Source organism: Azospirillum sp. A1-3 (assembly GCF_023806445.1).
Classification (GTDB): Bacteria; Pseudomonadota; Alphaproteobacteria; order Azospirillales; family Azospirillaceae; genus Azospirillum.
Genome location: NZ_JAMSLU010000006.1, coordinates 156287 through 181695, shown reverse-complemented (window position 1 = coordinate 181695; position 25409 = coordinate 156287). Strand labels below are relative to the sequence as shown.

Annotated in this window: 27 protein-coding genes; 15 read left to right on the top strand and 12 right to left on the bottom strand. The window is 67.9% G+C overall.

Annotated features, from left to right (window positions below; translation table 11 throughout):
- The first annotated feature begins 118 nt into the window (after positions 1-118).
- The 4 genes from M5E06_RS28615 to M5E06_RS28600 all read left to right on the top strand — a co-directional run bounded on the left by M5E06_RS28615 (position 119) and on the right by M5E06_RS28600 (position 3415).
- Positions 119-1390 carry a YcaO-like family protein gene (locus M5E06_RS28615; protein WP_252141154.1) on the top strand — a complete coding sequence of 424 codons (1272 nt, stop codon included), beginning with the start codon at positions 119-121 and terminating at the stop codon, positions 1388-1390.
- On the top strand, positions 1387-2139 hold the full coding sequence (locus M5E06_RS28610; protein ID WP_252141153.1) for a TfuA-like protein: 753 nt from the start codon (positions 1387-1389) through the stop codon (positions 2137-2139). The genes M5E06_RS28615 and M5E06_RS28610 overlap by 4 nt, the downstream gene beginning before the upstream one ends.
- Before the next feature lie 77 nt (positions 2140-2216).
- Positions 2217-2927, top strand: a complete 711-nt coding sequence (locus tag M5E06_RS28605; RefSeq protein ID WP_109150528.1) for a Crp/Fnr family transcriptional regulator — start codon at positions 2217-2219, stop codon at positions 2925-2927.
- Between the two features lie 107 nt (positions 2928-3034).
- Positions 3035-3415: a ribbon-helix-helix domain-containing protein gene (locus M5E06_RS28600; protein ID WP_252141152.1), complete on the top strand. Its 381-nt coding sequence runs from the start codon at positions 3035-3037 to the stop codon at positions 3413-3415.
- Between the two features lie 71 nt (positions 3416-3486).
- Here the strand turns inward: M5E06_RS28600 and M5E06_RS28595 are convergent, their stop codons facing one another.
- The 4 genes from M5E06_RS28595 to M5E06_RS28580 are packed head-to-tail and all read right to left on the bottom strand — an operon-like array spanning position 3487 to position 7003.
- Positions 3487-4275: a 3-hydroxybutyrate dehydrogenase gene (locus tag M5E06_RS28595; RefSeq protein WP_252141151.1), complete on the bottom strand. Its 789-nt coding sequence runs from the start codon at positions 4273-4275 to the stop codon at positions 3487-3489.
- Between the two features lie 6 nt (positions 4276-4281).
- Positions 4282-4935 (bottom strand): 3-oxoacid CoA-transferase subunit B, encoded by a 654-nt coding sequence (locus tag M5E06_RS28590; RefSeq protein WP_109150531.1) that lies wholly within the window; start codon positions 4933-4935, stop codon positions 4282-4284.
- Between the two features lie 17 nt (positions 4936-4952).
- Entirely contained in the window at positions 4953-5609 is a 657-nt protein-coding gene (locus M5E06_RS28585) for a CoA transferase subunit A (RefSeq protein WP_109150532.1), read from the bottom strand.
- 2 nt (positions 5610-5611) lie between these two features.
- Positions 5612-7003, bottom strand: a complete 1392-nt coding sequence (locus tag M5E06_RS28580) for a GntP family permease (protein ID WP_252141150.1) — start codon at positions 7001-7003, stop codon at positions 5612-5614.
- A 432-nt stretch (positions 7004-7435) separates the two neighbouring features.
- On the opposite strand from M5E06_RS28580, the gene M5E06_RS28575 reads away from it, so the two are divergent.
- Positions 7436-7636 carry a heavy-metal-associated domain-containing protein gene (locus tag M5E06_RS28575; protein ID WP_109150534.1) on the top strand — a complete coding sequence of 67 codons (201 nt, stop codon included), beginning with the start codon at positions 7436-7438 and terminating at the stop codon, positions 7634-7636.
- Positions 7637-7727: 91 nt separating this feature from the next.
- Here M5E06_RS28575 and hemP read toward each other — a convergent pair whose 3' ends face one another.
- From hemP to ftsE, 4 genes are all read right to left on the bottom strand, one after another.
- Positions 7728-7895 (bottom strand): hemin uptake protein HemP, encoded by a 168-nt coding sequence (gene hemP / locus M5E06_RS28570; protein WP_085091948.1) that lies wholly within the window; start codon positions 7893-7895, stop codon positions 7728-7730.
- Between the two features lie 138 nt (positions 7896-8033).
- Positions 8034-8675, bottom strand: coding sequence for a YdcF family protein (locus M5E06_RS28565; RefSeq protein WP_252141149.1), 642 nt, complete (start codon positions 8673-8675; stop codon positions 8034-8036).
- A 10-nt stretch (positions 8676-8685) separates the two neighbouring features.
- Complete coding sequence (locus M5E06_RS28560) at positions 8686-9579, bottom strand: cell division protein FtsX (RefSeq protein WP_252141148.1); 894 nt, start codon at positions 9577-9579, stop codon at positions 8686-8688.
- A gap of 4 nt (positions 9580-9583) precedes the next feature.
- Complete coding sequence (gene ftsE / locus M5E06_RS28555; protein WP_252141147.1) at positions 9584-10339, bottom strand: cell division ATP-binding protein FtsE; 756 nt, start codon at positions 10337-10339, stop codon at positions 9584-9586.
- A 159-nt stretch (positions 10340-10498) separates the two neighbouring features.
- Between ftsE and M5E06_RS28550 the strand changes: the two genes are divergently transcribed.
- From M5E06_RS28550 to M5E06_RS28535, 4 genes are all read left to right on the top strand, one after another.
- Positions 10499-11281, top strand: a complete 783-nt coding sequence (locus M5E06_RS28550; protein WP_252141146.1) for a lysophospholipid acyltransferase family protein — start codon at positions 10499-10501, stop codon at positions 11279-11281.
- 123 nt (positions 11282-11404) lie between these two features.
- Positions 11405-13234 carry a DUF2491 family protein gene (locus tag M5E06_RS28545; RefSeq protein WP_252141145.1) on the top strand — a complete coding sequence of 610 codons (1830 nt, stop codon included), beginning with the start codon at positions 11405-11407 and terminating at the stop codon, positions 13232-13234.
- 25 nt (positions 13235-13259) lie between these two features.
- Positions 13260-13685, top strand: a complete 426-nt coding sequence (locus tag M5E06_RS28540; RefSeq protein ID WP_109150540.1) for a DUF350 domain-containing protein — start codon at positions 13260-13262, stop codon at positions 13683-13685.
- Between the two features lie 140 nt (positions 13686-13825).
- Entirely contained in the window at positions 13826-14596 is a 771-nt protein-coding gene (locus M5E06_RS28535; RefSeq protein WP_252141144.1) for a hypothetical protein, read from the top strand.
- A gap of 106 nt (positions 14597-14702) precedes the next feature.
- Here M5E06_RS28535 and M5E06_RS28530 read toward each other — a convergent pair whose 3' ends face one another.
- Entirely contained in the window at positions 14703-15413 is a 711-nt protein-coding gene (locus M5E06_RS28530; protein WP_252141143.1) for a YwdI family protein, read from the bottom strand.
- Between the two features lie 192 nt (positions 15414-15605).
- Here M5E06_RS28530 and M5E06_RS28525 point away from each other — a divergent pair, with 192 nt between their 5' ends.
- The 3 genes from M5E06_RS28525 to M5E06_RS28515 all read left to right on the top strand — a co-directional run bounded on the left by M5E06_RS28525 (position 15606) and on the right by M5E06_RS28515 (position 17623).
- Entirely contained in the window at positions 15606-16730 is a 1125-nt protein-coding gene (locus M5E06_RS28525; RefSeq protein WP_252138221.1) for an ISAs1 family transposase, read from the top strand.
- A gap of 117 nt (positions 16731-16847) precedes the next feature.
- Positions 16848-17090 carry a DUF4160 domain-containing protein gene (locus tag M5E06_RS28520; RefSeq protein ID WP_252141142.1) on the top strand — a complete coding sequence of 81 codons (243 nt, stop codon included), beginning with the start codon at positions 16848-16850 and terminating at the stop codon, positions 17088-17090.
- Positions 17091-17104: 14 nt separating this feature from the next.
- Positions 17105-17623, top strand: a complete 519-nt coding sequence (locus tag M5E06_RS28515) for a DUF2442 domain-containing protein (protein WP_252141141.1) — start codon at positions 17105-17107, stop codon at positions 17621-17623.
- 67 nt (positions 17624-17690) lie between these two features.
- On the opposite strand, the gene M5E06_RS28510 is transcribed toward M5E06_RS28515, so the two are convergent.
- Both M5E06_RS28510 and M5E06_RS28505 read right to left on the bottom strand, forming a co-directional pair.
- On the bottom strand, positions 17691-19079 hold the full coding sequence (locus M5E06_RS28510) for a replication initiation protein (protein ID WP_252141140.1): 1389 nt from the start codon (positions 19077-19079) through the stop codon (positions 17691-17693).
- Positions 19080-19789: 710 nt separating this feature from the next.
- A complete protein-coding gene (locus tag M5E06_RS28505; protein WP_252141139.1) occupies positions 19790-20542 on the bottom strand; it encodes a sulfite exporter TauE/SafE family protein in 753 nt (250 codons plus the stop codon).
- A 130-nt stretch (positions 20543-20672) separates the two neighbouring features.
- Between M5E06_RS28505 and M5E06_RS28500 the strand changes: the two genes are divergently transcribed.
- The 3 genes from M5E06_RS28500 to M5E06_RS28490 all read left to right on the top strand — a co-directional run bounded on the left by M5E06_RS28500 (position 20673) and on the right by M5E06_RS28490 (position 23888).
- Positions 20673-21560, top strand: coding sequence for a LysR substrate-binding domain-containing protein (locus M5E06_RS28500; protein ID WP_252141138.1), 888 nt, complete (start codon positions 20673-20675; stop codon positions 21558-21560).
- Positions 21561-21673: 113 nt separating this feature from the next.
- Positions 21674-22894 carry an MFS transporter gene (locus M5E06_RS28495; RefSeq protein WP_252141137.1) on the top strand — a complete coding sequence of 407 codons (1221 nt, stop codon included), beginning with the start codon at positions 21674-21676 and terminating at the stop codon, positions 22892-22894.
- 25 nt (positions 22895-22919) lie between these two features.
- A complete protein-coding gene (locus tag M5E06_RS28490; protein WP_252141136.1) occupies positions 22920-23888 on the top strand; it encodes an aldo/keto reductase in 969 nt (322 codons plus the stop codon).
- A gap of 21 nt (positions 23889-23909) precedes the next feature.
- On the opposite strand, the gene M5E06_RS28485 is transcribed toward M5E06_RS28490, so the two are convergent.
- On the bottom strand, positions 23910-25280 hold the full coding sequence (locus M5E06_RS28485) for a chloride channel protein (RefSeq protein WP_252141135.1): 1371 nt from the start codon (positions 25278-25280) through the stop codon (positions 23910-23912).
- Between the last annotated feature and the right edge of the window lie 129 nt (positions 25281-25409).

Genomic DNA, 25409 nt, shown 5'->3' with positions numbered 1-25409 from the left:
GGTTCCCGGTTCCAGTTCTTCGGACCGTGGCCACCAGCGCCGCTTCAGGTGCTGACCGGCCACGGACCCGGGAACGGGACGCGCCCTCTCGATTTTCCTCCGCCCCGGACAAGCCGCGATGCCCTTCGATCTGCTCGATGTCAAAGCCTCCGTTTCGGATGCGGTGAAGGCCCACACGGTCGGCACCCACCGGGTCATGGCGCCCGAACAGACCCTGGCACGGGTCGCCCCGTTCCTGCCGATCATGGGGATCACCCGGGTCGCCAACGTCACCGGACTGGATGCCGTCGGCATTCCGGTGGTTATGGTGACACGGCCGAACTCGCGCTCCATCTCGGTGTCGCAGGGCAAGGGGGTGACGCTCGCCGCCGCCAAGGCCTCGGGGGTCATGGAGTCGATCGAGAGCTATCACGCCGAACGGATCACCCTGCCGCTGAAGTTCGCCAGCTTCGAGGAGTTGCGCTGGACCCACCCGGTGGTGGACGTCGACCGCCTGCCCCGGCTGTCGACCGGCAGCTTCAATCCCAACAGCCCCATCCTGTGGATCGAGGGGCAAGACCTGCTGAACGGCGGCCCGAAATGGGTTCCGTTCGAGATGGTCCACCTGAATTTCACCGTGCCGATGGCCCCCGGCCACGGCGCCTTCCTGGCCGGCTCCAACGGGCTGGCGTCGGGCAACCACAAGGTGGAGGCGATCAGCCACGCCGTCACCGAACTGGTGGAGCGCGACGCGACCACCCTGTGGCGCCTGCAGGACCCGGCTTCCCAGGCGGCGACCCGCATCGACCTGGACAGCATCGACGATCCGGTCTGCCGTTCGCTGATCGACCGGTTCGAAGCCGCCGGCGTCGCCGTCGGCGTGTGGGAGACCACCAGCGACGTCGGCCTGCCCGCCTTCCTCTGCCGCATCGTCGAGCGTGAGGAAATGCCCCAGCATTCCATCCGCCCGGCCACCGGCATGGGCTGCCATGCGGCGCGCGAGATCGCCCTGTCCCGCGCCCTGACCGAGGCGGCGCAGAGCCGTCTGACCTTCATCGCCGGCGCCCGCGACGACATGCCCCGTGCCGAATACGAACGCCACCTCGACCCCGCCCACCACGCCCGCTGGAAGGCCATGATCGTGGACGGCGCCGGCCGGCGCTCCTTCCACCATTGTCCGACCAGCACCGCCCCCACCATCGAGGCCGACCTCGCCCACCAGCTCAACCGGCTACGCGCCGTCGGCATCGAGGAGGCGGTGGCGGTCGATCTGACCAAGCTCGAATTTGGTATCCCCGTCGTGCGCGTCGTCGTGCCTGGGCTGGAGGGTGCCGATGAATCCCCCGATTACGTGCTGGGTGAACGCGGCCTGCGCGTACTCGGCACCCACGCCATGGAGAAGGCGGCATGAGCGGCGTCTATGTCTTTCTCGGCCCCACCCTGCCGCGCGAGGACGCGGCGCTGGAATTGGACGCCACCTATCTGCCGCCGGTCGCCCAGGGCGACGTTCTGCGGTTGTGCGCGGAAAAGCCGGCGGCCATCGGCATCATCGACGGTTTCTTCGAAAGCGTGCCGTCGGTCTGGCACAAGGAAATCCTCTACGCCATCCATGCCGGCATCCCGGTGTTCGGCGCTTCCAGCATGGGGGCACTGCGCGCGGCGGAGCTGTATCCCTTCGGCATGGTCGGCGTCGGCGCCATCTTCGAGGCGTTCCGCGACGGCCGGTTGGAGGATGACGACGAGGTGGCGGTGATCCACGGCCCGGCCGAGCTGGGCTACACCTCCCTGTCGGAGGCGATGGTCAACATCCGCCGCACCCTGTCCGACGCGGTCGCCGACCGGGTGCTGACCGCCGAGACGGCCCTGCGCCTGGAATCCATCGCCAAGGAACTGCCCTACCGCGAGCGCGGTTATGGACGAATGCTGCGTCTGGGTGGCGATATCGGCCTGCTGGCGTCCGAATTGGCGGCTTTCCGCAGTTGGCTGCCGCAGGGCCGGTTCGACCAGAAGCGTGAGGATGCCAAGGCGATGCTGCGCACCATGGCCCGGCGGCTGGGCCGTCCGACGGGTGACGATGCGGCACCGGAGGCCCGTTTCCACTTCGAGCGCACCGTCCTTTGGGAACGTGCCCTGCGCGACGCGGCTCCGCTCGCGATGTAAGGGCGTATCCGCTAGAGTGATCGCGTCGGGGTGGCGATCACCGCCAGCCCGGTGCGAAACTGTGCCTGGACGGACGGATGAACGCGCCGATGGATGTTGCGGCGGTGCTGAGGCGCAACCGGCTGCTCGGGGAACTCGATGCCGAGCAGATGGCGGAAATGCTGACGCTGGGCCGTATCGCCCGCTTCGATGCCGACCAGATCATCTTCGACAAGGGGGACCCCGGCGACAGCCTGTTCGCCGTGTTGAAGGGGCAGATCGCCATCCGCACCTCCTCGGCGGACGGCAAGACGATGCTGCTGAACATCCTGGAAGCCGGCGATGTCTTGGGCGAGATCGGCCTGATCGACGGACGGGAACGCACGGCCGCCGCGATCGCCCTGCGGCCGGTCGAGCTTTACCGGATCGACCGCTCCGACTTCATCCCCTTCCTGGAGCGCCACCCGCGCCTGTGCACCCGCATGATGATCGTGCTGTGCGACCGGCTGCGCTGGGTATCGGAGAACATCGAGGACGCGGTCTTCCACGACGTGCCGCGCCGGCTTGCCCGCCGGCTGCTGCTGCTGTCGGACAGCTACGGCCAACAGACTCCGACCGGCCTGCGGCTGACCCTGCCGCTGTCGCAGGAAGCGCTGGCCAACATGTTGGGCGTCACCCGTGAAATGGTGAACAAGTGCCTCGGCGCCCTACGAAAGGCCGGAGTGGTGACATATGCCAAAGGGTTTATCGTCATCAACGATCTGGCATTGCTTAAGGACATGGCCGGTGACCCCGAACGGGTTCCCTAGGGGGAATCCTTACCTGCCTAAAGTTTTGTTCCCAAAACCGGTTGTGGTCGCGTTATAGTGTGCATGCGTTGGGGGCAATCGCACGGGTAGCACGAGGGCTTAAGAGCATGTCGAGCGAAGGGAACAGGAAATCTCGCGTCGATCAATCTACGGGCGTCGCTTCACTGACTTCCCGCACGCTCAAATTGTCCGGGCGCGATGTTGCAATCAGATTGGAGCCGTCCTATTGGGAAGGGCTCGAAGAAATTTGCCGTCGGGAGGATCTGACGGTGGACGAACTCTGCTACGACGTCCGTGATCGCATGGAGCAGCAGGGTCGTCGCTCTTCCCAGGCCGGCGTGTCGCTTGCCAACGCCTTGCGCGTGTTCGTGGTCGGCTATTTCAGGCAGGCGGCGACCGAACGCGGCCATGCGCGTGCCGGTCATGGCCAGGGCCGCCCCTTCATCGCAACCCCCTTCGACATCGTCCCGGTCACCAGCGACAGCTGACACCTGAAAAAAAGCCGGTCCTCTTGGGGACAGGCCTTTCGACCCGCCCCCAATGTGTTGCGCCGACCGTCTTATTGGGCGGTCCAGCCGCCATCCATCGTCAGGGCCGCACCGCGCATGTTGCCGGCAGCCTCCGAGCACAGGAACACTGCCAATTCGCCCAGCTGTTCCGGCGTGACGAAGGATTTGGACGGCTGCTTCTCGCTCAGCAGCTCGCGCCCGGCCTCCTCCACCGACAGGTTGCGCGAGGCAGCCAGCGCGTCGATCTGTTTCTGCACCAGCGGCGTCAGCACCCAGCCCGGGCAGATGGCGTTGCAGGTGATGTTGGTCTCCGCCAGTTCCAGCGCCGTTACCTTGGTCAGGCCGATCACGCCATGTTTGGCGGCGACATAGGCCGACTTGTTGACCGACGCCACCAGCCCGTGCACCGACGCGATGTTGATGACCCGGCCCCAGCCGCGCGCCTTCATGCCCGGCAACGCGGCTCGGGTGCCGTGGAAAACGGCCGACAGGTTGATGGCGATCACCGCGTCCCAGCGTTCCACCGGGAAGGCGTCGACCGGCGCCACATGCTGGATGCCGGCATTGTTGACCAGCACGTCCAGCCGGCCATAGGCCGCCTCGGTGGCGGCGACCATCGCCTCGATCTCCGCGGGCCTGGACATGTCGGCGCCGTTGTGGGCGACGCGCACACCGAATTCCGTCGACAGCGACCGGCACAGCTCGGCGATGTAGCCGGCATCGCCGAAGCCGTTCAGCATCAGGTCGGCACCCTGCCCCGCAAGCTGCCGTGCGATCCCAAGGCCGATCCCGCTGGTGGACCCAGTAACGAGCGCGGCCTTCCCCTTCAGATTGGTCATTCTTCTTTATCCTTCGATCGGCATGGAACGGAGGTCCGGGGCGACGATCAACTCGCACCCGGTGTTGGCGATCACCTGCTCCACCGTGACACCGGGGGCGGTTTCCTTCAAGACGAGCCCGACGTCGGTCGGCTCGATGACGGCGAGGTCGGTCACCACGAGGTCGACCCGACGGACCGAGGTCAGCGGCAGGGCGCAGCGTTCGACGATTTTCGCCTCACCCTTGGCGCTGTGCTGCATCGCGACGATCACCCGGCGGGCGCCGGTGACCAGATCCATCGCCCCGCCCATGCCCGGCACCATCTTGCCAGGCACCATCCAGTTGGCGAGCCGCCCCTCGCGGTCCACCTGCAGGCCGCCCAGCACGGTGACGTCCAGATGGCCGCCGCGGATCAGCCCGAAGGAGAGGGCGCTGTCGAAGGACGCCGCCCCCGGCAGGGCCGAGATGGGCGAGCCGCCGGCGTCGGTCAGGTCGTGGTTCTCCGCGCCGGTGATCGGGCCGGACATGCCGACGATCCCGTTCTCCGACTGGAAGAACACGTGGCGTCCGACGGGGACATAGCGGGCGACCAGGGTCGGTAGGCCGATACCCAGGTTGACGAGGTCGCCGTCCTTCAGTTCCAGCGCGACGCGCTTGGCGATCAGGGTCTTTTCATCCATGGCTCGATACTCCCCGATCAGCGCGGCTTGGAGGTGACGATGTGGTCGACCAGGACCGACGGCGTCATCACCGCGTCGGGCGGGATGCAACCGACGGGCAGGATGTCCTCGGCCTCGGCGATGACGGTGGCGCCGGCCATCGCCATCAGCGGGTTGAAGTTGCGCGCGGTCAGCGCGTAGGTCAGGTTGCCGTAGTGGTCGGCCTGCTTGGCGGCGACCAGCGCGAAGTCGGCCTTGATCGGCATTTCCAGCAGATAGGTGACGCCGTCGATCTCGACCTTGCGCTTGCCCTCCTCCACCGTGGTGCCGACGCCGGTGGGGGTCAGGACGCCGCCCAGCCCGACGCCGCCGGCGCGGATACGCTCGGCCAGCGTGCCCTGCGGCACCAGTTCCACCTCGATGTCGCCGGCGATCATCTGCTTCTGCGTCTCAGGGTTCAGGCCGATGTGGCTGGTGACGACACGGCGCACGAGCTTCTCCACCACCAGCTTGCCCAGGCCGTTGTTGGGTCGGGCGGTGTCGTTGGCGATGATGGTCAGGTCGCGCTTGCCCTGGCGGATCAGTTCGTCCACCAGCCGGTTAGGGCCACCGACGGCCATGAAGCCGCCGATCAGCAGGGAAGCGCCGTCGGGAATGCGCGCGACGGCCTCTTCCAGGGAAATGAGCTTGTTCATCGTCAGACGATCCCGGTCAGGTAGTAGACGGCGATCACGAAGAAGACCGCCAGCGTCTTGATGCAGGTGACGGCGAAGATGTCGCCATAGGACTGCCGGTGCGTCAGCCCGGTGACGCCCAGCAAGGTGATGACGGCACCATTGTGCGGCAAGGTGTCCATGCCGCCGCTGGCCATCGAGGCGACGCGGTGCAGCACCTCCATCGGGATGCCGGCGGCATTGGCGGCGGTGATGAACTGGTCGGCCATGGCCGCCAGCGCGATGCTCATGCCGCCGGACGCCGACCCTGTGATGCCCGCCAGCGCGGTGACCGTCACCGCCTCGTTCACCAGCGGGTTGGGGATGGCGGACAGCGCGTCGCGGATCACCAGGAAGCCTGGCAGCGCTGCGATCACCGCGCCGAAGCCGTATTCCGACGCCGTGTTCATCGAGGCCAGCAGCGACCCGCCGATCGCGGCCTTCGTGCCCTCGGCGAAGCGCTGGGACACCGGCTTCCAGGCGAAGGCCAGCACCAGCAGGATGCCGCAGAGCAGCGCCCCTTCCACCGCCCAGATGCCGGCGACGGCGGAAACCTGCGTCACCAGCGGCTTGGCGCCGGGGGTCAGCGCCACCTCGCTGGTGGCACCGTACACGCTGGGGATCGCCATGGTGAACAGCTTGTTCAGCACGCCGACGGCGACCAGCGGCGACAGCGCCAGGATCGGATTCGGCAGCAGTTCGGAGGCCACCGGCTCCGGCTCGTTGGTGTGGCCGCTGCCATAACCCTCGCCGCGCGCGATGGCAGAGCGCACCCGCCATTCCAGATAGAGCAGGCCCAGCGTCAGGATGAAGACCGAGCCGATCAGGCCCAGCCAGGGGGCGGCATAGGCGTCGGTCTTGAAGAAGGTGGTGGGAATGATGTTCTGGATTTGCGGCGTGCCCGGCAGCGCGTCCATCGTGACGGTGAAGGCGCCCAGCGCGATCACGCCGGGGATCAGGCGCTTGGGGATGTCGCCCTGCCGGAACATCTCCGCCGCGAACGGATAGACGGCGAAGACCACGACGAACAGCGACACGCCGCCATAGGTCAGCAGCAGGCAGACCAGGACGATGGAGGTCACCGCCCGCTCGCGCCCGACCAGCTTGATGACGGCCGAGACGATCGACTTGGAGAAGCCGGACAGCTCGATCACCTTGCCGAACACCGCGCCCAACAGGAAGACCGGGAAGTACAGCTTCACGAAGCCGACCATCTTGTCCATGAACAGGCCGGTGAAGACCGGCGGCACGGCGGACGGGTCGGTCAGCAGCACCGCCGCCAGCGCCGCCACCGGCGCGAAGAGGATGACGCTGAAGCCCCGGTAGGCGACCAGCATGAGGAACGCGAGCGCTCCCAAGCAGATCAGGAAACTCATTTGGACGATGCTCCCTCGGTGGTTCTTTTCGGATGGCCGACGTCTTGGATGTCGGTTCCGGGCATTGCGGCTGAGACAGCCGGCGCAGCCTCTCGTGGTGGACCCGGCTACGGGTGCATGCATCGATATGAGCAAAGGTCATGCCACTGGCAGGGAGCATGGTCGTCGCAAGCGAAACCTTTGACACCGCTGACTTTTTGCACTGCACACTAAACCGCCGGCCGGGCTTAATGTCTCAGACTAGAGACTGCACGCGGCAAAAAAGTCTCATTTTCGAGATATGGTCTCTATTTATAGACAGGAGCGGCGACACGAGACGATCCCAATGGGCGGCGGTTGAGCGGGCCAATGGAATGCCGCTTGACCTTCCAATCGCTGGAAGGGGCAGCCTGTTCCTATCGAGCATCGTCACACCGTCGAGGGAGAAGACCCATGCTGACATTGAAGGTTTCCGGAATGACCTGCGGCCACTGCGCCCAGACCGTGACCAAGGCCGTGGAAGCCGTTCCCGCCGTGGACCGCGCGCTGGTCGACTTGAAGGCCGGCCAGGTTGCCGTCGAAGGCAACGCCGAAGAAACCGCCATCCGCCAAGCCATTGAGGATGCCGGCTATGAGGTACAAGGCCGGGCGTGAGACGTCATCAGAAAAAAGAAAATGGGCGCCGGACCAATTGGCCGGCGCCCATTCTCGGTGACGTCTTCCCGGAAGGTTCGTTGAAGGTCTTTTATTTGGTCAGGATCAGCTTGTTGGCGCGGGTCACGCGCAGGCGGTAGCTCTGCCCGGCGTGCTGGATCACGATCTCGCGGCTGCCCGACATCAGGCGGGCGGATTCGACCACCGGCAGGGATGCGGCGATGAAGGAAGCCGGAGCGGAGACGGCGCTGTCGTGCATGGCGTGTCTTTCTTGCTGGACGGACGTTGCGGTCGGCGATGTCCGGGCGTGAACCCTGAACCGGACCCTACCTCTGCTGGCTCCTAATTGCAAGTCATTCTCATTCGCTTTTGCGGCGCGCCGCTCCGAATTCCTTGGTCAAACCCGGACCACACTGCGGACCATCCAGCGCAGGCTCACCACCAGCAGTTTGTTGTATTCGTTGACCAGCAGGTTCGCGGTGCCGGGCCACATCCACCAATCGTCCAGATGGACGGTGGGAGCGACGACGGGATGGGGGACCAGTTCCACGTCGGGCATCGCCATCGCCAGTTCCAGCATGCTGCGGCGCATGTGATAGTTGGCCGTCACCAGCCGTAGCGACCGGAATCCCTGGTCGCGCATCCAGTCCGCCGTCTCATAGGCGTTGCCGATGGTGCTGTCGGCGGAATAGCCCAATGTGATGCAGCATTCCATCTCGGTCGGGGAATGACGGGAGAGCTTCAGCAGTTCCTGCACCTCCACCCCGTCATAGACGCCGGACACGAACAGCTTCTTCGCCCGCCCGGCAGCCAGCAGCTCCAGCCCGGTGACCAGCCGGTTGCTGCCGCCGGTCAACACGACGATGGCGTCGGTCCGCCGTTGGGCATCGGCGCCGGCGGGGGGCGAGCGCGGCACGTCGGCGGCATACCAGAACAGCCCGGCCAGCCAGGCGACCGCCAGCACCAACGCGCCGGTCAACAGATGACCGACCGCCCGCGCCATCACTCCGCTGCCGCGCTGCCGGTGGGTGAGGCTCATCGCGACCCCATCACGGCATCGACTCCAGCGTGCGCAGCACGGTCCAGCGCGCGGTCGCCAGCGCCAGCAGGGCCAGCGCCGCCGGGACCAGCAGCAGAACCACCCATTGCCAGGGCTCCAGCACCAAATCCGGCAGCAGGCTGGCCCGCAATCCTTGAGAGGCGCGGTGCAGCCCATACATGGTACCGCCGGCCAGCAGCAGACCGATCCCGCCGCCACGCAGGCTCAAGGACACCACGTGACGCTCGAACTGGCGGGAGACATAGCGGTCGGTGGCGCCCATCAGATGCAGCAGCTCCACCACCGGCCGATGGATGGCAAGACCGGTGCGCACCGCGAAGACCACGGTCATCACCGCCGCGGCGCCGATCATCAGCACCACGCCCAGCGCCGCCAGCCGGATCGCCCCGGCGAAGGAGCGCAGGTCGGCCAGCCATACCGCATGGTCGTCCAGCGTCGCCCCCGGCGCGGCGGAGGTCAGGCGCAGGCGCAGGCCCGCGATGTCGACCGGTCCGTCGGCGACGACGTCGATCATCCGCGGCATCGGCAGCAGCGGGTCCGAAGCCCCCGACCCCAACCAGGGCTCCAGCAGCCGGGCGATCTCGCCGCCGCTCAGAAGGGTCGCCGATCCGATCCCGGGGGTGGAGCGCAGCACGGTCAGCGCCGCCTCGGCCCGCTCGTCCAGCGGCGCCACGGGAGCGCCCGGCATCGGCGCCACCTGCACGGTCAGCCCGCCGGCCAGCCCGCTGTCCCAGCGTTGCGCCATGTCCGAAACCAGCATGGCGCCGGCCAGCGCCAGAGCGGCAAGGAACGCCATCAGCGCGGTGATCCAGCCGAGAAAGCGCGAGGAGGGATCGACCGCCAGCGGCAGATCGGACCGGGGTCGCACAGGACGAAGCGCCATTCCCCTACTCCCACCGCGCATCATTGGGCCGCACGTCATTGGCGCGCGCATCCTGCGCCCGGCCCTCATGCGCCCGGCCCTCTTGGACCCGACTGCCGCGCGAGGGCACGACCATCAGCCGGCCGCTGTCGAGATGCAGGTGCGGATGGTCGAAACGGCGGATCAGCGCCTCGTTGTGGGTGGCGATCACCACGGTGGTCCCCAGCTTGTACAGTTCCTCGAACAGGTAGAGCAGCCGCATGCCGATGCCGTCGTCGACGTTGCCCGTGGGTTCGTCGGCCAGCAGCAGCCGCGGCCGGTTGATGACCGACCGGGCGATGGCGACCCGCTGCTTTTGCCCGCCCGACAGGGTCGACGGCTTGGCGTGCAGGTGGTTGCCCAGCCCGACCCAGCGCAGGATCTCGCTGCAATGGGCGACCACGTCGGCCTCCGGCGTACCGGCCATGCGCAAGGGCAGCGCCACATTGTCCAGTGCCGACAGATGGTCGAGCAGCGCGAAATCCTGGAACACCACGCCGATCTGGCGACGCAGTTCCGGCAGGTCGCGGCGGGTCACCATCGCCATGTCGCGGCCGAACAGGGTGACCAGCCCGCGCGACGGCCGGTGAGCGAGATACATCAGCTTCAGCAGCGACGATTTGCCCGCCCCGCTGGCGCCGGTCAGGAAATGGAAGGATCCAGGCTGAAGGGTAAAGCTGATGTCGCGCAGCACCTCCGCCTCGGTGCCGTACCGCAAGCCGACATTCTCGAAACGAATCACGGTCCCACCACAGCTCGTCAACCCCTCCACGCCGGGGACAATGCACCCGGCCGGGGGCGGAGTCCACCCCGCCCCGCAACCTGCCGCGATGCCCCCTGTCCCCTCTCTGGCCACGCGGAATACTTGAGAAGTCGGCGAAGACCTGACAAGTTGCCGGCCATGATCTGGATCCGGTCCCTCGCCTTCAACATCGCGTTCCATCTCTGGACCGCGCTGATGTGCTTCGCCCTGCTGTGGATGCTGCTGTTGCCGCGTCCGCAGATGGTCGCGGTGGTGAAATGGTATCTGCGCACGGTCGGCTGGCTGGAGCGCACGCTCGTCGGCATCCGCTACGAGGTGCGCGGGCGCGAGAACCTGCCCGACGGCCCCTTCCTGCTGGCGGCCAAGCACCAGTCGGCGTGGGAGACGATGAAGCTCCACCTGCTGGTGAAGGACCCGGCGATCATCCTGAAGCGCGAGCTGATGTGGATCCCGATCTGGGGCTGGTACGCCGCCAAGGCGAAGATGATCCCGGTCGACCGTGGCGCCGGCGGGGCGGCGATCAAGTCGCTGATCCGCAACTCCCGCCCGGTGCGGGACGAGGGTCGCCCGATCGTGATCTTCCCGCAGGGCACCCGCGTCGCCCCCGGCACCTACCGGCCCTACCGCATCGGCGTCGGCGTGCTTTACGATAGCCTGGGCATTCCCATCGTGCCGATGGCGCTGAACGCCGGACTCTATTGGCCGCGCCACAGCTTCCTGAAGTATCCCGGCACGGTGGTGGTGGAATTCCTGCCGCCGATCATGCCCGGAACACCGCGCGCCGAGGCGATGCGCGACCTGGAAGAGCGGCTGGAGGCCGCGAGCGACCGTCTCGTCACCGCCGCTGGCGGCCCGCCGACCCTGCGCCCGTCGCAGCCGGAACCGGAACGGGGCAAGCGGACGGTGACCGCCGTCTCCTGACAGGCGACATAAGAGCCGGCCGCGACGGTTATCCTTGAGCGCGGCGGCGTATCTGCCTACGCTCGCGCAACGAATCGCCGGAAGGGCCGGTTGAACCGGCTCCAGATGACGCGCGAGAGGAAGATGACGCAAACCGAGAAGCCCCAAAGGCCCACCCGGCGTCAGGACCGCTGGACGGAGCGGTGGCGCGCCGCCGCCGTCGCCCTTCTGATGACGGTGCAGCCGCTGTCGGTCCCCGTCGGCGCAATCCTCACTGCTCCCGCGGCCCCCACTCCGCTCGCCATAGCCACCACCGCAGCAGCCATCACCCTGGCGCCGGCGGAGGCCGAAGCCCGTGCCGGCTCCAGCAGCCGGTCGTCGGGCGGCTATTCGCGGCCGTCGCGCACCCCGTCCATCGGCGGCGGCTACACCCGCCCCTCCGCCCCGCGCACGCCCTCCACCGGAAGCGGCGGCGGCTGGTTTTCCGGCGGTTCCTCCAGTTCCAGCGGCGGCTATGCCCGGCCGGGCAACAGCGCCCCGTCGGTCGCCGCCCCGCCGACGTCGGCAGGTGACAAGGCCTTCAGCCAGCAGGGCTCGGCCGACGCGCTGAACCGCTACCGGACCAAGCAGGACGCCGACCGCACGCCGCCGGCCCAGCCAAGCGCTCCGCCGCCCGCCGCCTCCACCCAGGGCCGCAGCAACGGCTCGAGCGGGTCGGGATGGGGATGGGGATGGGGATCGGGCGGATCCTCCTACCGCACCCCGTCCACCCGGCCGGCGCCGGCCAATCCCTATGGCGGTTACGGCTGGAGTCCGCCGCCCTACACCTACAGCGCGCCGCGCCGTTTCGGCATCTGGGACGGGCTGTTCCTGTGGTTCATGCTCGACACGCTGACCCGGCCGGGCCATGCCGCCTTCTTCCACAACAATGCCGACGACCCCGGCTATCGCGAGTGGCGGCAGGAGGCCGACCGGCTGGCCCGCGACAATGCGGAGCTGCGCGGCAAGCTGGACCAGCTCGACCAGTCGATGGCCGCCCAGGCCGGAACCCCGCGCGAGGCGGGACAGCTGCCGCCCGACGTGCCGGCGGATCTGGCCCGCGCCGACTCCGCCAGTTCGGTCGACAGCGCCAGCGCGGCGCAGGCCCCAGGCGACGTCGGTGGCGGATCCGGCGGGCACGGCTTCTGGTGGTGGGGTCTGCTGCTGCTCGGCGTCGCGGTGCTGTTCCTGCTGTGGCGGGCGCGGCGCCGGATGGAGTCGCCACCAAAATCGGGGCCAGTTTCCAACGGTCCCGTTTCCAAGGGAGGATCGGACGTGCCCCTGTTCGGAACGCTCGGCAACTATGTGAACCAGAAGCTCAGCGGCAAGGCCTACAGCCCGTCGCTGTTCCGGCTGGGCATGACCGTCACCATCGACCCCACCCCCTTCCTGCTGGCGGAGAGCGCCACCAAGGTCAAGGCGCCGGACACCGGCACCGACCGGCTGGTGTCGATCGAGGCGGTCGGCACCGTCACCTCCGGCCCGGCGACCGTCTATCGCCTGCATCTGCCGGGCGGCGGCTTCTTCCAGATCCACCTCGGCCCCGACGGACAGCCGGACGAGTGCCGCTATTTCACCCCCATCGACAGCGTCACCCCGTCCGACGAGGGCGAGTGGGGATTCTGGCTGGACGATGCGGAGGGGATGATCGGCTGGCCGGAGTTCCAGACCAAGGACGGCAAGCTCTATCCCCGCGTCTGGCAGCCGGGCGCCAGCCGCATCCAGCCCTTCACCCTCAGCGAGGCGCGCCAGACCCTGCGCGGGGCGGAGACAGTGGTCAGCCAGTCGATGCTGTACGGTGCCGCCACCGGCGCCGCGTCCCCGGCGCCCGCCACCGAATATATCCTGGTGGAAGCGGTGGAGCGGTCCGGCCGCGCCTCGGTCGAGATCTCCGCCGGCATCGACGTGAATCCCGCCTCCCTCTCCCTGTCCTAACCCACACGACAAGAGTGCCGGCCCCATGGAAAGCACCTTCGGTTCCATCCTGACCGCGCTCGGCACCGGCCTTCCGGTGCTGCTGGTCCAGCTCGCCGTCACGCTGGCGCTGCTGGTGGCGGGCGTCGCCGTCTACACCCGCATCACCCCCTTCGACGAGCGCAGGCTGGTTGCGGAAGGCAATGCCGCCGGCGGCCTGACGCTGGCGGGGTCCATCGTGGCGCTGGCCATTCCGCTGGCGGCGACGCTGGCGACCAGCACCTTCGTGCTGGACATCCTGTTGTGGGGTGTGGTGGCGCTGATCCTCCAGCTGGTCGCCTTCGCCGTGGCGACCCTGCTGATCCGCGACCTGCGCGGCCAGATCGAATCGGGCAACGTCGCATCGGCCGCGGCGCTGGTCGGCGTCCAGCTGGGGGTGGCGTTGATCAACGCCGCCGCCATGGCCGGGTAATAGGGGCGGGATAAAAACTGCCCCCGAGAGGTAAGGATGGGGGTCTGGTTCCGGGATCGTCCCCTCCCCATCTGTGCAGGCGAAGCGTCAGCGCTTTCTTGCGGGCGCCTCCAACAACCCTCCTTCGACAGGAATCAGCCATGCTTGCCTTCATCCGCAACCTTATGGGTGTCAAGACCGACCAGGCCGTCCAGGGCGCCATGGAGGCGCTGGTGCGCTGGGATCCGAAGTCCGCGACCGAGGCGGAGCTGCGGACCATGGAGCAGCATCTCGACGGGCTGGGCCGGCAGGTGGCGGAAGCCCGCGCCATCCATGACCGCGAGCAGCGCGAGGCCGACGAGATCAAGGCCTTGTCGGCCCAGCGCATGGCCGCCGCCGAGCATCTGCAGCGCCAGATCGACGCCGAGACCGACCCGTCGCGCAAGGCCGGCCTGGAAAAGAGCCTGGAGACCATCGTCGCCATGCTGGAGGAGATGGCTCCCGACATCGACCGCGAGGTCCGCGACGCGGTCGAGGCGCGCGAGTTCCTGGAGATGCTGGAAAAGAACTATGCCGAGGCCGGCGCCAAGCTGAAGGCCGCCCGTGCCGACCTGACCCGCGCCCAGCGCGACATGGGCCGCGCCGACCAGCAGCGCGCCATGGCCGAGCGCCAGGCCGAAGCAGCCCGTCAGGCCGCCGGCCTCGCCGGCGCCACCAGTGGCCTGACCGTCGCGCTGAAGGCGATGCAGGACACCGCCGCCAAGGATCTGGCCGCCGCCGAGGCCGCCAACGCCAAGGCCAAGCTGCTGCGCCCTTCGGCCCCGGAGAAGGAAGACCCCAACATCGCCGCCGCCCTGGCCGCCGCGTCGGGCAAGACCGCGCCGACCAGCCTGTCCGACCGTCTGGCGGCGCTGAAGGCCAAGCAGGGCTGAGAGTGATGGGATCGGCGGGGGCTCTCCGCCGATCCTTACCGCTTGGGGGGTGGAACAGCGTGGAACGTTTTCCGGCGACTGTTTCATCCCGGCGGGGCCGCCCGTCCTACAGACGGCCGAAGGCGGCCTTTCCGCCCCGACGTTCCTGCACCGAGCCGAGATTGGGATAGGGATCGTCGGGATTGAGGGTCCAGGGATAGACGCCCTTCGGCCCGGTCGATTCCGGGCGGGCGAGGATGGCGGCGACGGCGCGCGGATCGGGCGGGGTGCGCTCACGGATGGCGCCGGGGATGCTGTCGTCATCGTCCAGTTCGGGGACGGTCTCGGCGGACGGATCTTCGGGTAGGGACGGCTGCGGAGGAACGACGTCTACCGGCTGCCGGGTTTGCGGCTGTTGCGCCGGTCGTTGAGCCGGTTGGGCCCCGAGCCCGTCGAGGATGCCGAGCCGGTCGGCCAGCCAGCGGACAGTGGACGGATCGCCGGAAGAGACCAGCCGTTCGATCTGCTCGACAACCAGACTGCGCAGCGACGACAGGCGCAGGTCGGCCTCGCGGTTCAGCGCCTGCCGTTCCCACCAGACCCTATGACGGAAATCCTTGGATCCGTAATAGGCCCGCCACAGGGTGGTGCGGCTGCACCCCATGGCGCGGGCGACATAGAGGAAGCTGCTGCCGCGCGCCAGCATGCCGGCGGCCATGATCCACTGCTCCTCATGGAATTGCGAGCCGGGGACCAGCGAGCCTTCGGACGGGACCGGCGGTTCTTCGGCCCAGAGGGGGAAGTGGTCGTCGGTCAGGGTACGGGTGTCGAGGGCCATGGCGTCGCTCCGCAGGATGAAGGGATGGGGTTGCGGAGAGGGTATAGGAAAATTGTCTCTTATGGCGCGTTTTTGCAAAATCTGCATGCACCGCGCGACCAATCAGGGCAATCGCTTGAAGAAATCGCTTGTAGGATTCCCGTGGTGACGCGGTTGTGATTCATAGGAACCTCCGCATGGAGGGAGGTTTGGATGGAGGGAGAAGAAGCGGTTCGTGGAGTTCTGTGGCATCTGAGCGGTCTGGAGGACCCTCGCCAAGCGTGCAAAGTGGTGTATCCGTTGCGCGAGGTATTGCTGGTGGTGCTGTGCGGCACGTTGAGCGGCTGTGACGATTTCGTCGAGATGGCTGCCTGGGGACGTCAGCATCTCGGCTTTCTGCGCGGCTTCGCACCGTTCACCCGCGGGGTTCCCAGCCATGACACGCTCAACGACGTGATCAACGCGCTCGACGCCGATCTGTTCGAAGAGTGTTTCGCCGCTTGGGTGGATGAGGTGTGTGGCGGCGCCCCGGAGATCGTCGCGCTGGATGGCAAGACCATGCGGCGCTCGGGCAGCCGGCGCACCGGAGCGCGCCCGCTGCATGTGGTCTCGGCTTGGGCCAGTCGGCAGCGTCTGGTTCTGGCGCAGGAAGCGGTGGCCGACAAATCGAACGAGATCACCGCGTTGCCGCGCCTGCTCGAACGGGTGGCTCTGCCTGGCTGTCTGGTGACCATCGACGCCATCGGCTGTCAGCGCGAGTTGGCCGAGCAGATCGTCGGACAAGGTGCAGACTATGTGCTGGCGCTCAAGGCCAACCAGCGTGGCCTGCACGCCAGCGTGCGGCGTGCTTTCGAGGAGCGCCGGCTACACGGCGACTTCGGACTGGTGGTGGCGCAGACCACCGACGGCGACCACGGGCGCATCGAAGTGCGCCGTCATTACGTGCTGCACGATGTGGCATGGCTGAAGGGCCGGCATGATTGGCCGCAGTTGGCGGCGGTGGCGCTGATTGAAGCCAGCGTCGAGTGCAACGGCGCCCTCAGCCAGTCGCGGCGCTATTACCTCAGTTCGCGCCCGCTCGACGCCGCCGCATTCGGTGCCGTGGTGCGCGGGCACTGGGGCATCGAGAACGCTCTGCACTGGGTGCTCGACGTGGTGTTCGGCGACGATCACGCCCGCGTCCGCAGCCGCTTTGGCCCTAGGAATATGGCCCTGGTCAAACGGATGGCCATCAACCTCCTCAAAGCCCCCCAGGATCGAAATTCCCTCAAGGTGCGTCGGAAAATGGCTGCTTGGTCAACCGATTACCTCGGCGCTCTCATTCATGGAAAGACATGAATGTCTTCAAGCGATTCCCGTGCGCGACCAATTACCGCTCTTTGCAGTCTCACACAAATATTGTGTTTTACACACCCAATATTTGGGGTAGGTTTACTCATCAGCGACGAGGGCACGATGGGTAAGCTGGCGACAATCGGAAAGGCGACCATCCGGATCTTCGGCAACGACCACCTTCCCCCGCATTTCCACGTCAAGGATACCGATTTCGAGGCGCTGGTCTCGATCGAGACCTTCGAGGTCATCGCCGGCGACCTGCCCACCGCCATCCGCAAGGAGGTCCAGACCTGGGCCGCCGCCAACAAGGACCGGCTGGTGAGCGAATGGAACGCCTGGAACCCCAACATCCCCTTCGCCTGAAAGGAGGCGCGCCCATGATCCCGCCCGTCCTGCCGCAAGGCCCCCGCAAGGTCCCGCGGCTCGCCGCGGTCGCGCCGGCCGCCGGTGCCGTCCTGGCGCTGACCTGGGATGACGGCCGCGCCGACCGCGTCGACCTGACCGGCTGGCTGGAGTCCGGACATCCCTATTTCCACCAGCTGCGCGATCCCGCCGTCTTCGCCTCCGCCCGCCTGATCGACGCCACCACGGTGGAGTGGAACGGCGACGAGGATCTGGCCATCGACAGCATGCACCTCGCCCTGCTGGCCGAACAGCAACGCCCCTTCGGCCAGCCCGAACTGATCGCCTGGCAGGATCGCCATGACTTGTCGAACCAGGAGGCGGCCGATCTGGTGGGGGTGCATGTCAACACCTGGTCGAACTGGCGCACCGGCGCAACCGCCGTGCCGGCGATGCTCGGCATCGTCTGCCGTGCCTTCAGCCGCGACCCGCTGCTGTTCGCCGCCCGCTACCGCCCCCGCCGGTCCGGCCGTCCGCCGGCGGCGGCCGAATAGGGGCAGCGATCGGCGAGCCGGCGTCACAGATGACCGGCAATCCGCGTCTCCTGCGGCCCCCCAATCCTTACGCCTCGGGGGAGGCTGCCTTCACCGCCTTCGGCTTGCGGGCCGCGACCTCGAAGGCCACGTCCTCGATCATCCCGGCGGTGAGCGAGGACAGGGCCGATTTCAGGCTCGGCCAGTGGTTCATGCGGGCGGTGTCGGCGACGGCGGCGTTCTTGGCCTTCAGGACGAGGCGGCGGCCACCCTGGGGGGCTTCCTCCACCCGTTCCGGCTCCAGTTCGGCCAGCAGCGGGGCGGGGACCTTGCCCTTCAGGGCGTGCAGGACGGCGGCCCACAGGGCGGTCACGTCGTCGGCGTCGGGCAGCGGGCCGAGATCGGCGAGGCCGGATTCCACCGGATCGGCGGGGGCGACGGTGTCGACCTTGCCGATTCGGCGGGCACGGCGGCCGGCGCTGTGGCGTTCGCGCTCCAGATAGGTCTCGGCCGCCTCCTCCTCGTCCTTGGCGTCGAAATCGAGGGTCACCGCCTCGATCTTGCGGCCTTTCCGCTTCATCTTGTCTTCCGGCATGCTGACGCGGAAGGGGGCGAGCTGGTTCACCTCGGAGATGGCGCGGTCGATGGTGCGGGTGCGCAGGATGCCGAAATCCTTGTAGGCGCCCTCCGGCACGTTCATCAGCTTGCGCAGCGTGTCGATGTCCAGTTCCAGCGACGGATAGTCCATCTGGTAGCGCTGCATGCCGATCTCGTAGAGCTTCAGCGCGTAGGTGCTGGTGACCTTGACCATCGCCGGACCGGACAGCTTGGCCCAAAGCTGCGACGAGCGCTGGATTTCCAGGAAGGCGTCGGTGAACTGGAAATGGATGTCGGCGGCGTCGCTGTCCTCTTCCTCCTCCGGCCGGACATAGCTGGAGAGGATGCGCAGTTCGGCACGCGACCGGCGGCCGCGGAAGGGGCCGATGACCACAAGGCTGGAGTCGAAAATCTCCTTCAGGGCGTCGAAGATGCGCTCATTGCCCTTGTGGTTGCCGCGCACCACGCGCTTGGGCAGGCGGTAGAGCTTGTTGGCGAAGTTCTGGCTGCCGGCCAGATGGATCATGAAGTTCAGCATCTTCTGCGCCGGCAGCGACAGGCGCGTGCCGTTGGCGGGATAGCTGTAGACCGCTTCCGCCGCCTTGATCAGATGCTTGTAGCCGTCGCGCTCGAAGGTGGCGCTGGCGACGCGGGCGGTCAGGCCGGCGACCGGGGCAGCGGATTCGGTGCCGACCGCCGGCAGGGTGGCCGCAGCACCGTCGCCGTCGATCACCGCGCCGCCGGCCAGATCCTCCGGACCCAGCACGACGAGATTCGGGGCGGCCTTTGCCGAACCGGACGCCATGGGCGCAGCCGCGTCCGACGGGACGGACTCCTCCGTCACCGCACCGCGCGCCTTCCTGCGCCCCGTACCCGCCATCGCCGTCCTCCCGCGAAATCGAGCGAGGCTAAATCAATCCTTACCCCAAAAACAAGTAAGGAAAGGGTCGCGCCGCAGAATCCCGATCATCCTTACACCCTGGGGGCGGAACCCTTACGCCCCGGGGGGTGTGCGACTCGCCCCCACCCGGTAAGGCTGTTTCCCCCACCCTGTAAGGAAGATTCGATGCGACTCGCGGACTCCCCTAGGGATTCGCGCCGACGAATCCTCTTAAAAGGGAAAGGGAGAGGCTAGCGCCCGCTAAGTGCCGGATCTGCCAAGGCTTCCCATCTGCGAATCTCAGCCGGACAAGCCGGTCGGGAGGCTTCCATGTTGCGAATCGGACCGACTCGAGTCTGCGGAGCGGTGTTATCGGAGCTGCTCTATCCTTACTGCCTGGGGGCGTTCAGGCATTTTTGCTGTTCGGGGGTCGGTGGACAAGCGCGATCCTTACGGCTTGGGGGCACCCAATACCGGATCCAGGCCCCCGAGAGGTAAGGATGACGGGATTCTGCGGAGCTGCCAGTCAGATTCTGGGGCGGGTAAGGAGTCTCAAGGGCTTACCCGCCCCCAGGATGTAAGGAAGCCCGCCCCCAAGCCGTAAGGATGGATGGGCGGGCTCATCGGCAGCAATGGAGCGGGATCTGGCCCCCAGGGAGTAAGGATGGGAAAGAAGGAATAGGGTAATAGGTTGATTTAAAATGTGTTTTTCAATGGGCTGCCAACAGGAACAGACCCTGGCCGAGATAGACGCTGGCGGTTCCCATCACCAGATATCGGCTCCACAGGCGGAATTGGGCGTCGCTCATGCGGTCCAAGACGCGGCGGGAGAGATTCGTGCCGAGCAGGGCCATGGCGATCGACATCAGAATCACCGTCGCTTCCACCGTCTCGCCGGCATGGCCGGCCACCAGCGGGGCGAAGTAAGCGATCTTGACCAGATGGCCGACCGACTGGATGGCGGCCTTGGTGGCGACCACGCTCTGGCGGGTCATGGCGCTGCGGATGAAGAAGGCGTCGAGCAAGGGGCCGGAGATTCCGGCAAGCAGCTGGATGCCCATGCAGAGGAAACCGCCCAGCACGCCATGCAGCGGCTTCTGCGCGTTCAGCGCCCAGCGGGCGGGGATGGCGAGTGCCAGGAAGGGGGTCAGTCCCAGAATCAGCAGCGACACCGCACGGTCCGGCACGGCGCCGACCAAGGCGAACAGCAGGCCGGCCACGGATCCGCCCAACGCGAAGCGCAGGATGATCGGCCAGACCACATGGCGCCGCCACAGCCACGCCCGCCAGCCGTTGGAGGCGAACTGGGTCACGCCATGCAGCAGCATCGCCGACGGCACCGGCAGCAGAATCAGCAGCAGGCCCATCAGCACCATGCCGCCGGCCATGCCGAACAGGCCCGACAGAAACGAGGTCACGAGAACGGTGAGGCCAAGCCCCACCATCAGCGGAAGCGTCAGCATGAATCAGCCCAAATGTCGGAGATCAGGCTGAAAAACTCGCACGCGCGCGGTTGCGCCGCAAACGGCATTGTTCGATGCTGAGGCCCAGGAAAACTCGGGGTACAAATCGGGGTCAAGTAAGGATGGACGCATGCGCCGACTGCCCTCGCTGAACGGCCTGCGCGCGTTCGAGGCTGCCGCCCGCCATGGCAGCTTCACCGCGGCGGCGGCGGAGCTGCATGTCTCGCAGGCCGCGATCAGCCGGATGGTGAAGCTGTTGGAGGAACGGCTGGGCTTCGGCCTGTTCGACCGGCGGGCCAACGCGCTGGTGCTGACCGAACGCGGCCGGGCGCTGCAGCCGACCTTGACCGAGGCGTTCGACGGCATCGCCCGGCGGGTGGAGCAGGTGTCGGCGATGCGGGCCGGGCCGGTGCTGACGGTGGGGATGGGGGCGACGGTGGCGGTGCGCTGGCTGATCCCGCGCCTGTCGAGCTTTCATCTCGCCCATCCGGAGATCGAGGTGCGCATCGCCACCGGCGGGGCGGGAGCGCCGATGAACGACGACTGGACCTGCGCCGTCCTGCTGGGCGACGGCCAGTGGCCGGGCTATGAGGCGGAGCGGTTGTTCTCGTCCAGCCTGCAGCCGGTCTGCGCGCCGCGGCTGGCGGCGAAGTTGCGCAGGCCGGCGGATCTGGCCGGCGCCACCCTGCTGCATGTGTCGCATTGGGGGGAGGACTGGCCGCGCTGGCTGGCCGCCGCCGGGGTGGCCGAGCCGTCGGCGTCTTCGGGAATAAGGGGGCTGTCCTTCGGCAGCTATGCCATGACCTTGCAGGCGGCCATCGACGGCGTCGGGGTGGCGCTGGCGCCGCGGCTCTACATCCTGGACGACATCGCCGCCGGGCGGCTCGCCACGCCGTTCGGGCTGGCGGTGCCGATGGTCCTGTCCTGGTATCTGGTTTATCGCGCCTCCCGCCGCGAGGATGCCGGCTTCGGGCCGTTCCGCGACTGGCTCTATGCGGTGTGCGCGGAGGTGGGGTGAGCGGCGCATGGCCGGGCGGCGCAATTGACCGATGCGCGGGCCGCAGGTGCCGACTTAGGCTGCGCGCTGTTTTGTGCCAGTTCCAAGCAGTCACGACCCTACAGGACCGCGCGATGCCGCCCACCGCTGTTCCGCACACCACGGATGCCCACGAAGACGCCGCCCACCCTGCCTTGTCCCGCTCGCTGGTGCTGCTGATGGCGCTGGCCTGCGGCGTGGTGGTCGCCAACATCTATTATGCCCAGCCGCTGGTCGGGCTGATCGGACCGGCGGTCGGGCTGTCGCCCGAGACCGCCAGCCTCGTCGTCACCCTGACCCAGGTCGGCTATGGCGCCGGGCTGGTGCTGCTGGTGCCGCTGGGCGATTTGCTGGAGAACCGTCGGCTGGTGGTGGTCACCCTGTGCAGCACGGTGGTGGCGCTGCTGGTGGCGGCGGTCGCCCCCAGCGCGTCGCTGTTCCTGACGGCGGCCTTCCTGATCGGCGTCACCTCCGTCGCCGTGCAGATGCTGGTGCCGCTGGCCGCCCACATGGCGCCGGAGGCCTCGCGCGGGCAGGTGGTGGGCAATGTGATGAGCGGGCTGCTGCTCGGCATCCTGCTGGCCCGGCCGGTGTCGAGCCTGATCGCCGACAGCCTGGGCTGGCGGGCGGTGTTCGGCCTGTCGGCGGTGGTGATGGTCGGCTTCGCCGTGCTGCTGTGGCGGGTGCTGCCGCAGCGGCGGCCGAGGGGGCAGTCCAGCTATGGCGCGCTGCTCGGCTCGCTGGGGCGGCTCCTGGTGCGGACACCGGTGCTGCAGCGGCGGACGGTGTACCAGACCATGATGTTCGCGTCCTTCAGCCTTTACTGGACCTCCGTCCCGCTGCTGCTGATGGGGGCGCCCTTCCATCTCAGCCAGCGGGGCATCGCGCTGTTCGCCCTGTCGGGGGCGGCGGGCGCGCTGGTGGCGCCGATCGCCGGGCGGATCGCCGACCGTGGCTGGACCCGGCCGGCCACCGGCTTCGCGCTGGCGATGGCGGCCTTGTCCTTCTTCGTGGCGCGGGCCGGCGAAGGGTCGATCGCGCTGTTGGTGCTGGCCGGGCTTCTGCTCGACATGGGCGTGCAGATGAACATGGTGCTGGGGCAGCGCGCCATCTATTCGCTGGGGGCGGAGACTCGCAGCCGGATGAACGCCATCTATATGGCGATCTTCTTCCTGGGCGGGGCGGCGGGATCGGCGCTGGCCGGCTATGCCTTCGCCGTCGGCGGCTGGGCGCCGGTGACCTGGATCGGCTTCGCCTTTCCGGCCATCGGCCTGCTGTTCTACCTGACCGAATTCCGTGGGCGGCACGCCGCCTGACTTGAGCTTCAAAGGAGACGGTGCAATGGATCAACGCCCGCCCAATCAACGTCCTCTGGGCCGCAGTGGCCTGACGGTGTCCCCGCTCTGCTTCGGCGGCAACGTGTTCGGCTGGACCGCCGACGAGGCCACCTCCTTCCGGCTGCTCGACGCCTTCGTCGATGCCGGCTTCAACTTCGTCGACACCGCCGACGTCTATTCGGCCTGGGCGCCCGGCAACTCCGGCGGCGAGTCCGAGACCATCATCGGCAAATGGATGAAGAGCCGGGGCAACCGCGACCGCATCGTCCTGGCGACCAAGGTCGGGTCGGAGATGGGGCCGGGCAAGAAGGGCCTGTCGCCGGCCTGGATCCGGACGGCGGTGGAGGATTCGCTGCGCCGGCTCCAGACCGACCGCATCGACCTCTACCAGTCCCATTGGGACGATCCCGACACCCCGTTCGAGGACACGCTGGGCGCCTACAAGGAGCTGATCGACCAGGGCAAGGTCCGGGCGATCGGCGCCTCCAACCTGACGGCGCCGCGCCTGCGCGAGGCTTTGGAAGTCAGCGTCCGCACCGGCCTGCCCCGCTACGAGACCCTGCAGCCGGAATACAACCTCTACAGCCGCGAAGGCTATGAGGCGGAACTGGAAGGGATTTGCCGGGAGAATGGGCTGGGCGTCATCACCTACTATTCGCTGGCCGCCGGCTTCCTGACCGGCAAATACCGCTCGGCCGAGGATGCCGGCAAGAGCGCGCGCGGCGGCGGGGTGGTGTCGAAGTATCTGAATGACCGCGGCCGGGCCATCCTGGCGGCGCTGGACGAGGTCGCCGGGCGGCATGGGGCGACGCCGTCACAGGTGGCGCTCGCCTGGCTGATCGCCCGGCCCGGCCTGACGGCTCCGATCGCCAGCGCGTCGAAGCCGGAGCAGATGGGCGACCTGATCGCCGCCGCCAATCTGCGGTTGGATGCCGAGGACATCGGGCGGTTGGATAGGGCGAGTGCCTATTGAGGGGCGCCTACTGAGGTCTGCTCAGGGAGTGGGGATCGCCGCCGCTTTGGACGGGGCCGGCTTGCCGGCCGCGTCCGCCCTCAGCACCGCCAGGAAGGCGTCGGCCATGGCGTGATAGACCGAATGCGGGCAGACCAGCCGCGACAGGGTGGTGGCGAGCGCGGCGCTCAGCATCAGCGGCAGCAGCATCTCGGGCGAGGCGCTCATCTCCGTCACGATGACGACGGCGGTCAGGGGGGCCTGCACCACGCCGGCGAAATAGGACACCATCGACAGCAGGACAATGGCGCCCAGCGAGCTGTCCGGCAGCAGCCCGCCGATGATCGAGCCGATGCCGGCCCCGACCGACAGCGAGGGGGAGAAGATGCCGCCGGGAATGCCGCAGATGCCGGACAGGACGGTCGCCAGCAGCTTTGCCGGGGCATAGTACCAGGGCAGCGTCTCCACCCCGTCGAGGACGGCACGCGCCTGCTCATAGCCGGTGCCGAAGGTCAGGCCGCCGGTGGCGGCGCCGATCGCCGCCAGGGCAAGGCCGCAGCCCAACGCGATGAGCAGCGGGTGGCGGGCCAGCCGCCCGCCCAGGCCGCAGCGGATCCAGCGCGTCAGAAACAGCAGCAGCGAGCTGAATCCGCCGCCGGCCAGACCGCCGACGACGCCGGTCGCCAGAACCGCTTCCCAGTCGTGCCAGCTGGCCGAGGCGGCGGTGTGGCCGAAATAGGCGTAGTTGCCGAGCAGGCCGACGGCGACCAGACCCGCCGCCACCACCGCGATCAGCACGAGGCTGCTGGTCCGCCTTTCAAAGCTGCGGGCCATCTCCTCGATGGCGAAGACGATGCCGGCCAGCGGCGTGTTGAAGGCCGCGGCGACACCGGCCGCCCCGCCGGCCAGGATCAGTCCCGGCTCCCGCCCCAGCCCGGCGATGGAACCGGCCATCAGCATGATCGAGGCGCCGACCTGCACCGTCGGTCCCTCGCGCCCGATCGAGGCGCCGCAGGCCAGCCCGACCAGGGTCAGCAGGATCTTCCCCACCGCGATGCGCGGCGACAGCAGCCGGCGCTTGGCCGCCGGATCCTGGACATGGCGAGCGGCGATGGCCTGGGGAATGCCGCTGCCCTGCGATCCCGGCACCACGCGAAGGGCGACCCAGGCGGAAAAGGCCAGCCCCAGCGGAGTCAGCAGGAAGGGCAGCCAGGGAACCGCCCCGACGGCCAGCCGGAACAGTTGCTGGGCATAATCCGCGGCAACGGCGAACAGGACGGCGACCAGCCCGACCGCACCGGCACCGGACCAGAACAGCAGGCGCCGCCGCCAGTTTCTGGGGGACATCCAGACATGGTGGGGCCGGCGCAGCCGGTTGGGCAGCGGGTGGTGCGGGCGATTGGCAGATGGCATCGACTGGGGCCGGAAGCGGGGGAAAAGGACGGATGAAACGGCAGGGGGCCGAGTTTAGGTCCGTTTTTTTCCGCAGGTCCAGCCACGCTCGTGCAGATCTGGCCCGAAGAGGCCATTCGTGCACGAAAA

What these genes read in the sequence shown, in the direction of transcription:
- M5E06_RS28580 (WP_252141150.1), bottom strand. Translation starts at nt 7,003, where the DNA reads ATGAGTTTCCTGATCTGCTTGGGAGCGCTCGCGTTCCTCATGCTGGTC.
- M5E06_RS28615 (WP_252141154.1), top strand. Translation starts at nt 119, where the DNA reads ATGCCCTTCGATCTGCTCGATGTCAAAGCCTCCGTTTCGGATGCGGTG.
- M5E06_RS28550 (WP_252141146.1), top strand. Translation starts at nt 10,499, where the DNA reads ATGATCTGGATCCGGTCCCTCGCCTTCAACATCGCGTTCCATCTCTGG.
- M5E06_RS28495 (WP_252141137.1), top strand. Translation starts at nt 21,674, where the DNA reads ATGCCGCCCACCGCTGTTCCGCACACCACGGATGCCCACGAAGACGCC.
- M5E06_RS28585 (WP_109150532.1), bottom strand. Translation starts at nt 5,609, where the DNA reads ATGAACAAGCTCATTTCCCTGGAAGAGGCCGTCGCGCGCATTCCCGAC.
- M5E06_RS28515 (WP_252141141.1), top strand. Translation starts at nt 17,105, where the DNA reads ATGATCCCGCCCGTCCTGCCGCAAGGCCCCCGCAAGGTCCCGCGGCTC.
- M5E06_RS28565 (WP_252141149.1), bottom strand. Translation starts at nt 8,675, where the DNA reads ATGAGCCTCACCCACCGGCAGCGCGGCAGCGGAGTGATGGCGCGGGCG.
- M5E06_RS28505 (WP_252141139.1), bottom strand. Translation starts at nt 20,542, where the DNA reads ATGCTGACGCTTCCGCTGATGGTGGGGCTTGGCCTCACCGTTCTCGTG.
- M5E06_RS28595 (WP_252141151.1), bottom strand. Translation starts at nt 4,275, where the DNA reads ATGACCAATCTGAAGGGGAAGGCCGCGCTCGTTACTGGGTCCACCAGC.
- M5E06_RS28600 (WP_252141152.1), top strand. Translation starts at nt 3,035, where the DNA reads ATGTCGAGCGAAGGGAACAGGAAATCTCGCGTCGATCAATCTACGGGC.
- M5E06_RS28575 (WP_109150534.1), top strand. Translation starts at nt 7,436, where the DNA reads ATGCTGACATTGAAGGTTTCCGGAATGACCTGCGGCCACTGCGCCCAG.
- M5E06_RS28510 (WP_252141140.1), bottom strand. Translation starts at nt 19,079, where the DNA reads ATGGCGGGTACGGGGCGCAGGAAGGCGCGCGGTGCGGTGACGGAGGAG.
- M5E06_RS28610 (WP_252141153.1), top strand. Translation starts at nt 1,387, where the DNA reads ATGAGCGGCGTCTATGTCTTTCTCGGCCCCACCCTGCCGCGCGAGGAC.
- M5E06_RS28485 (WP_252141135.1), bottom strand. Translation starts at nt 25,280, where the DNA reads ATGCCATCTGCCAATCGCCCGCACCACCCGCTGCCCAACCGGCTGCGC.
- M5E06_RS28520 (WP_252141142.1), top strand. Translation starts at nt 16,848, where the DNA reads ATGGGTAAGCTGGCGACAATCGGAAAGGCGACCATCCGGATCTTCGGC.
- M5E06_RS28590 (WP_109150531.1), bottom strand. Translation starts at nt 4,935, where the DNA reads ATGGATGAAAAGACCCTGATCGCCAAGCGCGTCGCGCTGGAACTGAAG.
- M5E06_RS28500 (WP_252141138.1), top strand. Translation starts at nt 20,673, where the DNA reads ATGCGCCGACTGCCCTCGCTGAACGGCCTGCGCGCGTTCGAGGCTGCC.
- M5E06_RS28530 (WP_252141143.1), bottom strand. Translation starts at nt 15,413, where the DNA reads ATGGCCCTCGACACCCGTACCCTGACCGACGACCACTTCCCCCTCTGG.
- M5E06_RS28525 (WP_252138221.1), top strand. Translation starts at nt 15,606, where the DNA reads ATGGAGGGAGAAGAAGCGGTTCGTGGAGTTCTGTGGCATCTGAGCGGT.
- M5E06_RS28535 (WP_252141144.1), top strand. Translation starts at nt 13,826, where the DNA reads ATGCTTGCCTTCATCCGCAACCTTATGGGTGTCAAGACCGACCAGGCC.
- M5E06_RS28540 (WP_109150540.1), top strand. Translation starts at nt 13,260, where the DNA reads ATGGAAAGCACCTTCGGTTCCATCCTGACCGCGCTCGGCACCGGCCTT.
- M5E06_RS28560 (WP_252141148.1), bottom strand. Translation starts at nt 9,579, where the DNA reads ATGGCGCTTCGTCCTGTGCGACCCCGGTCCGATCTGCCGCTGGCGGTC.
- M5E06_RS28490 (WP_252141136.1), top strand. Translation starts at nt 22,920, where the DNA reads ATGGATCAACGCCCGCCCAATCAACGTCCTCTGGGCCGCAGTGGCCTG.
- M5E06_RS28605 (WP_109150528.1), top strand. Translation starts at nt 2,217, where the DNA reads ATGAACGCGCCGATGGATGTTGCGGCGGTGCTGAGGCGCAACCGGCTG.
- hemP (WP_085091948.1), bottom strand. Translation starts at nt 7,895, where the DNA reads ATGCACGACAGCGCCGTCTCCGCTCCGGCTTCCTTCATCGCCGCATCC.
- M5E06_RS28545 (WP_252141145.1), top strand. Translation starts at nt 11,405, where the DNA reads ATGACGCAAACCGAGAAGCCCCAAAGGCCCACCCGGCGTCAGGACCGC.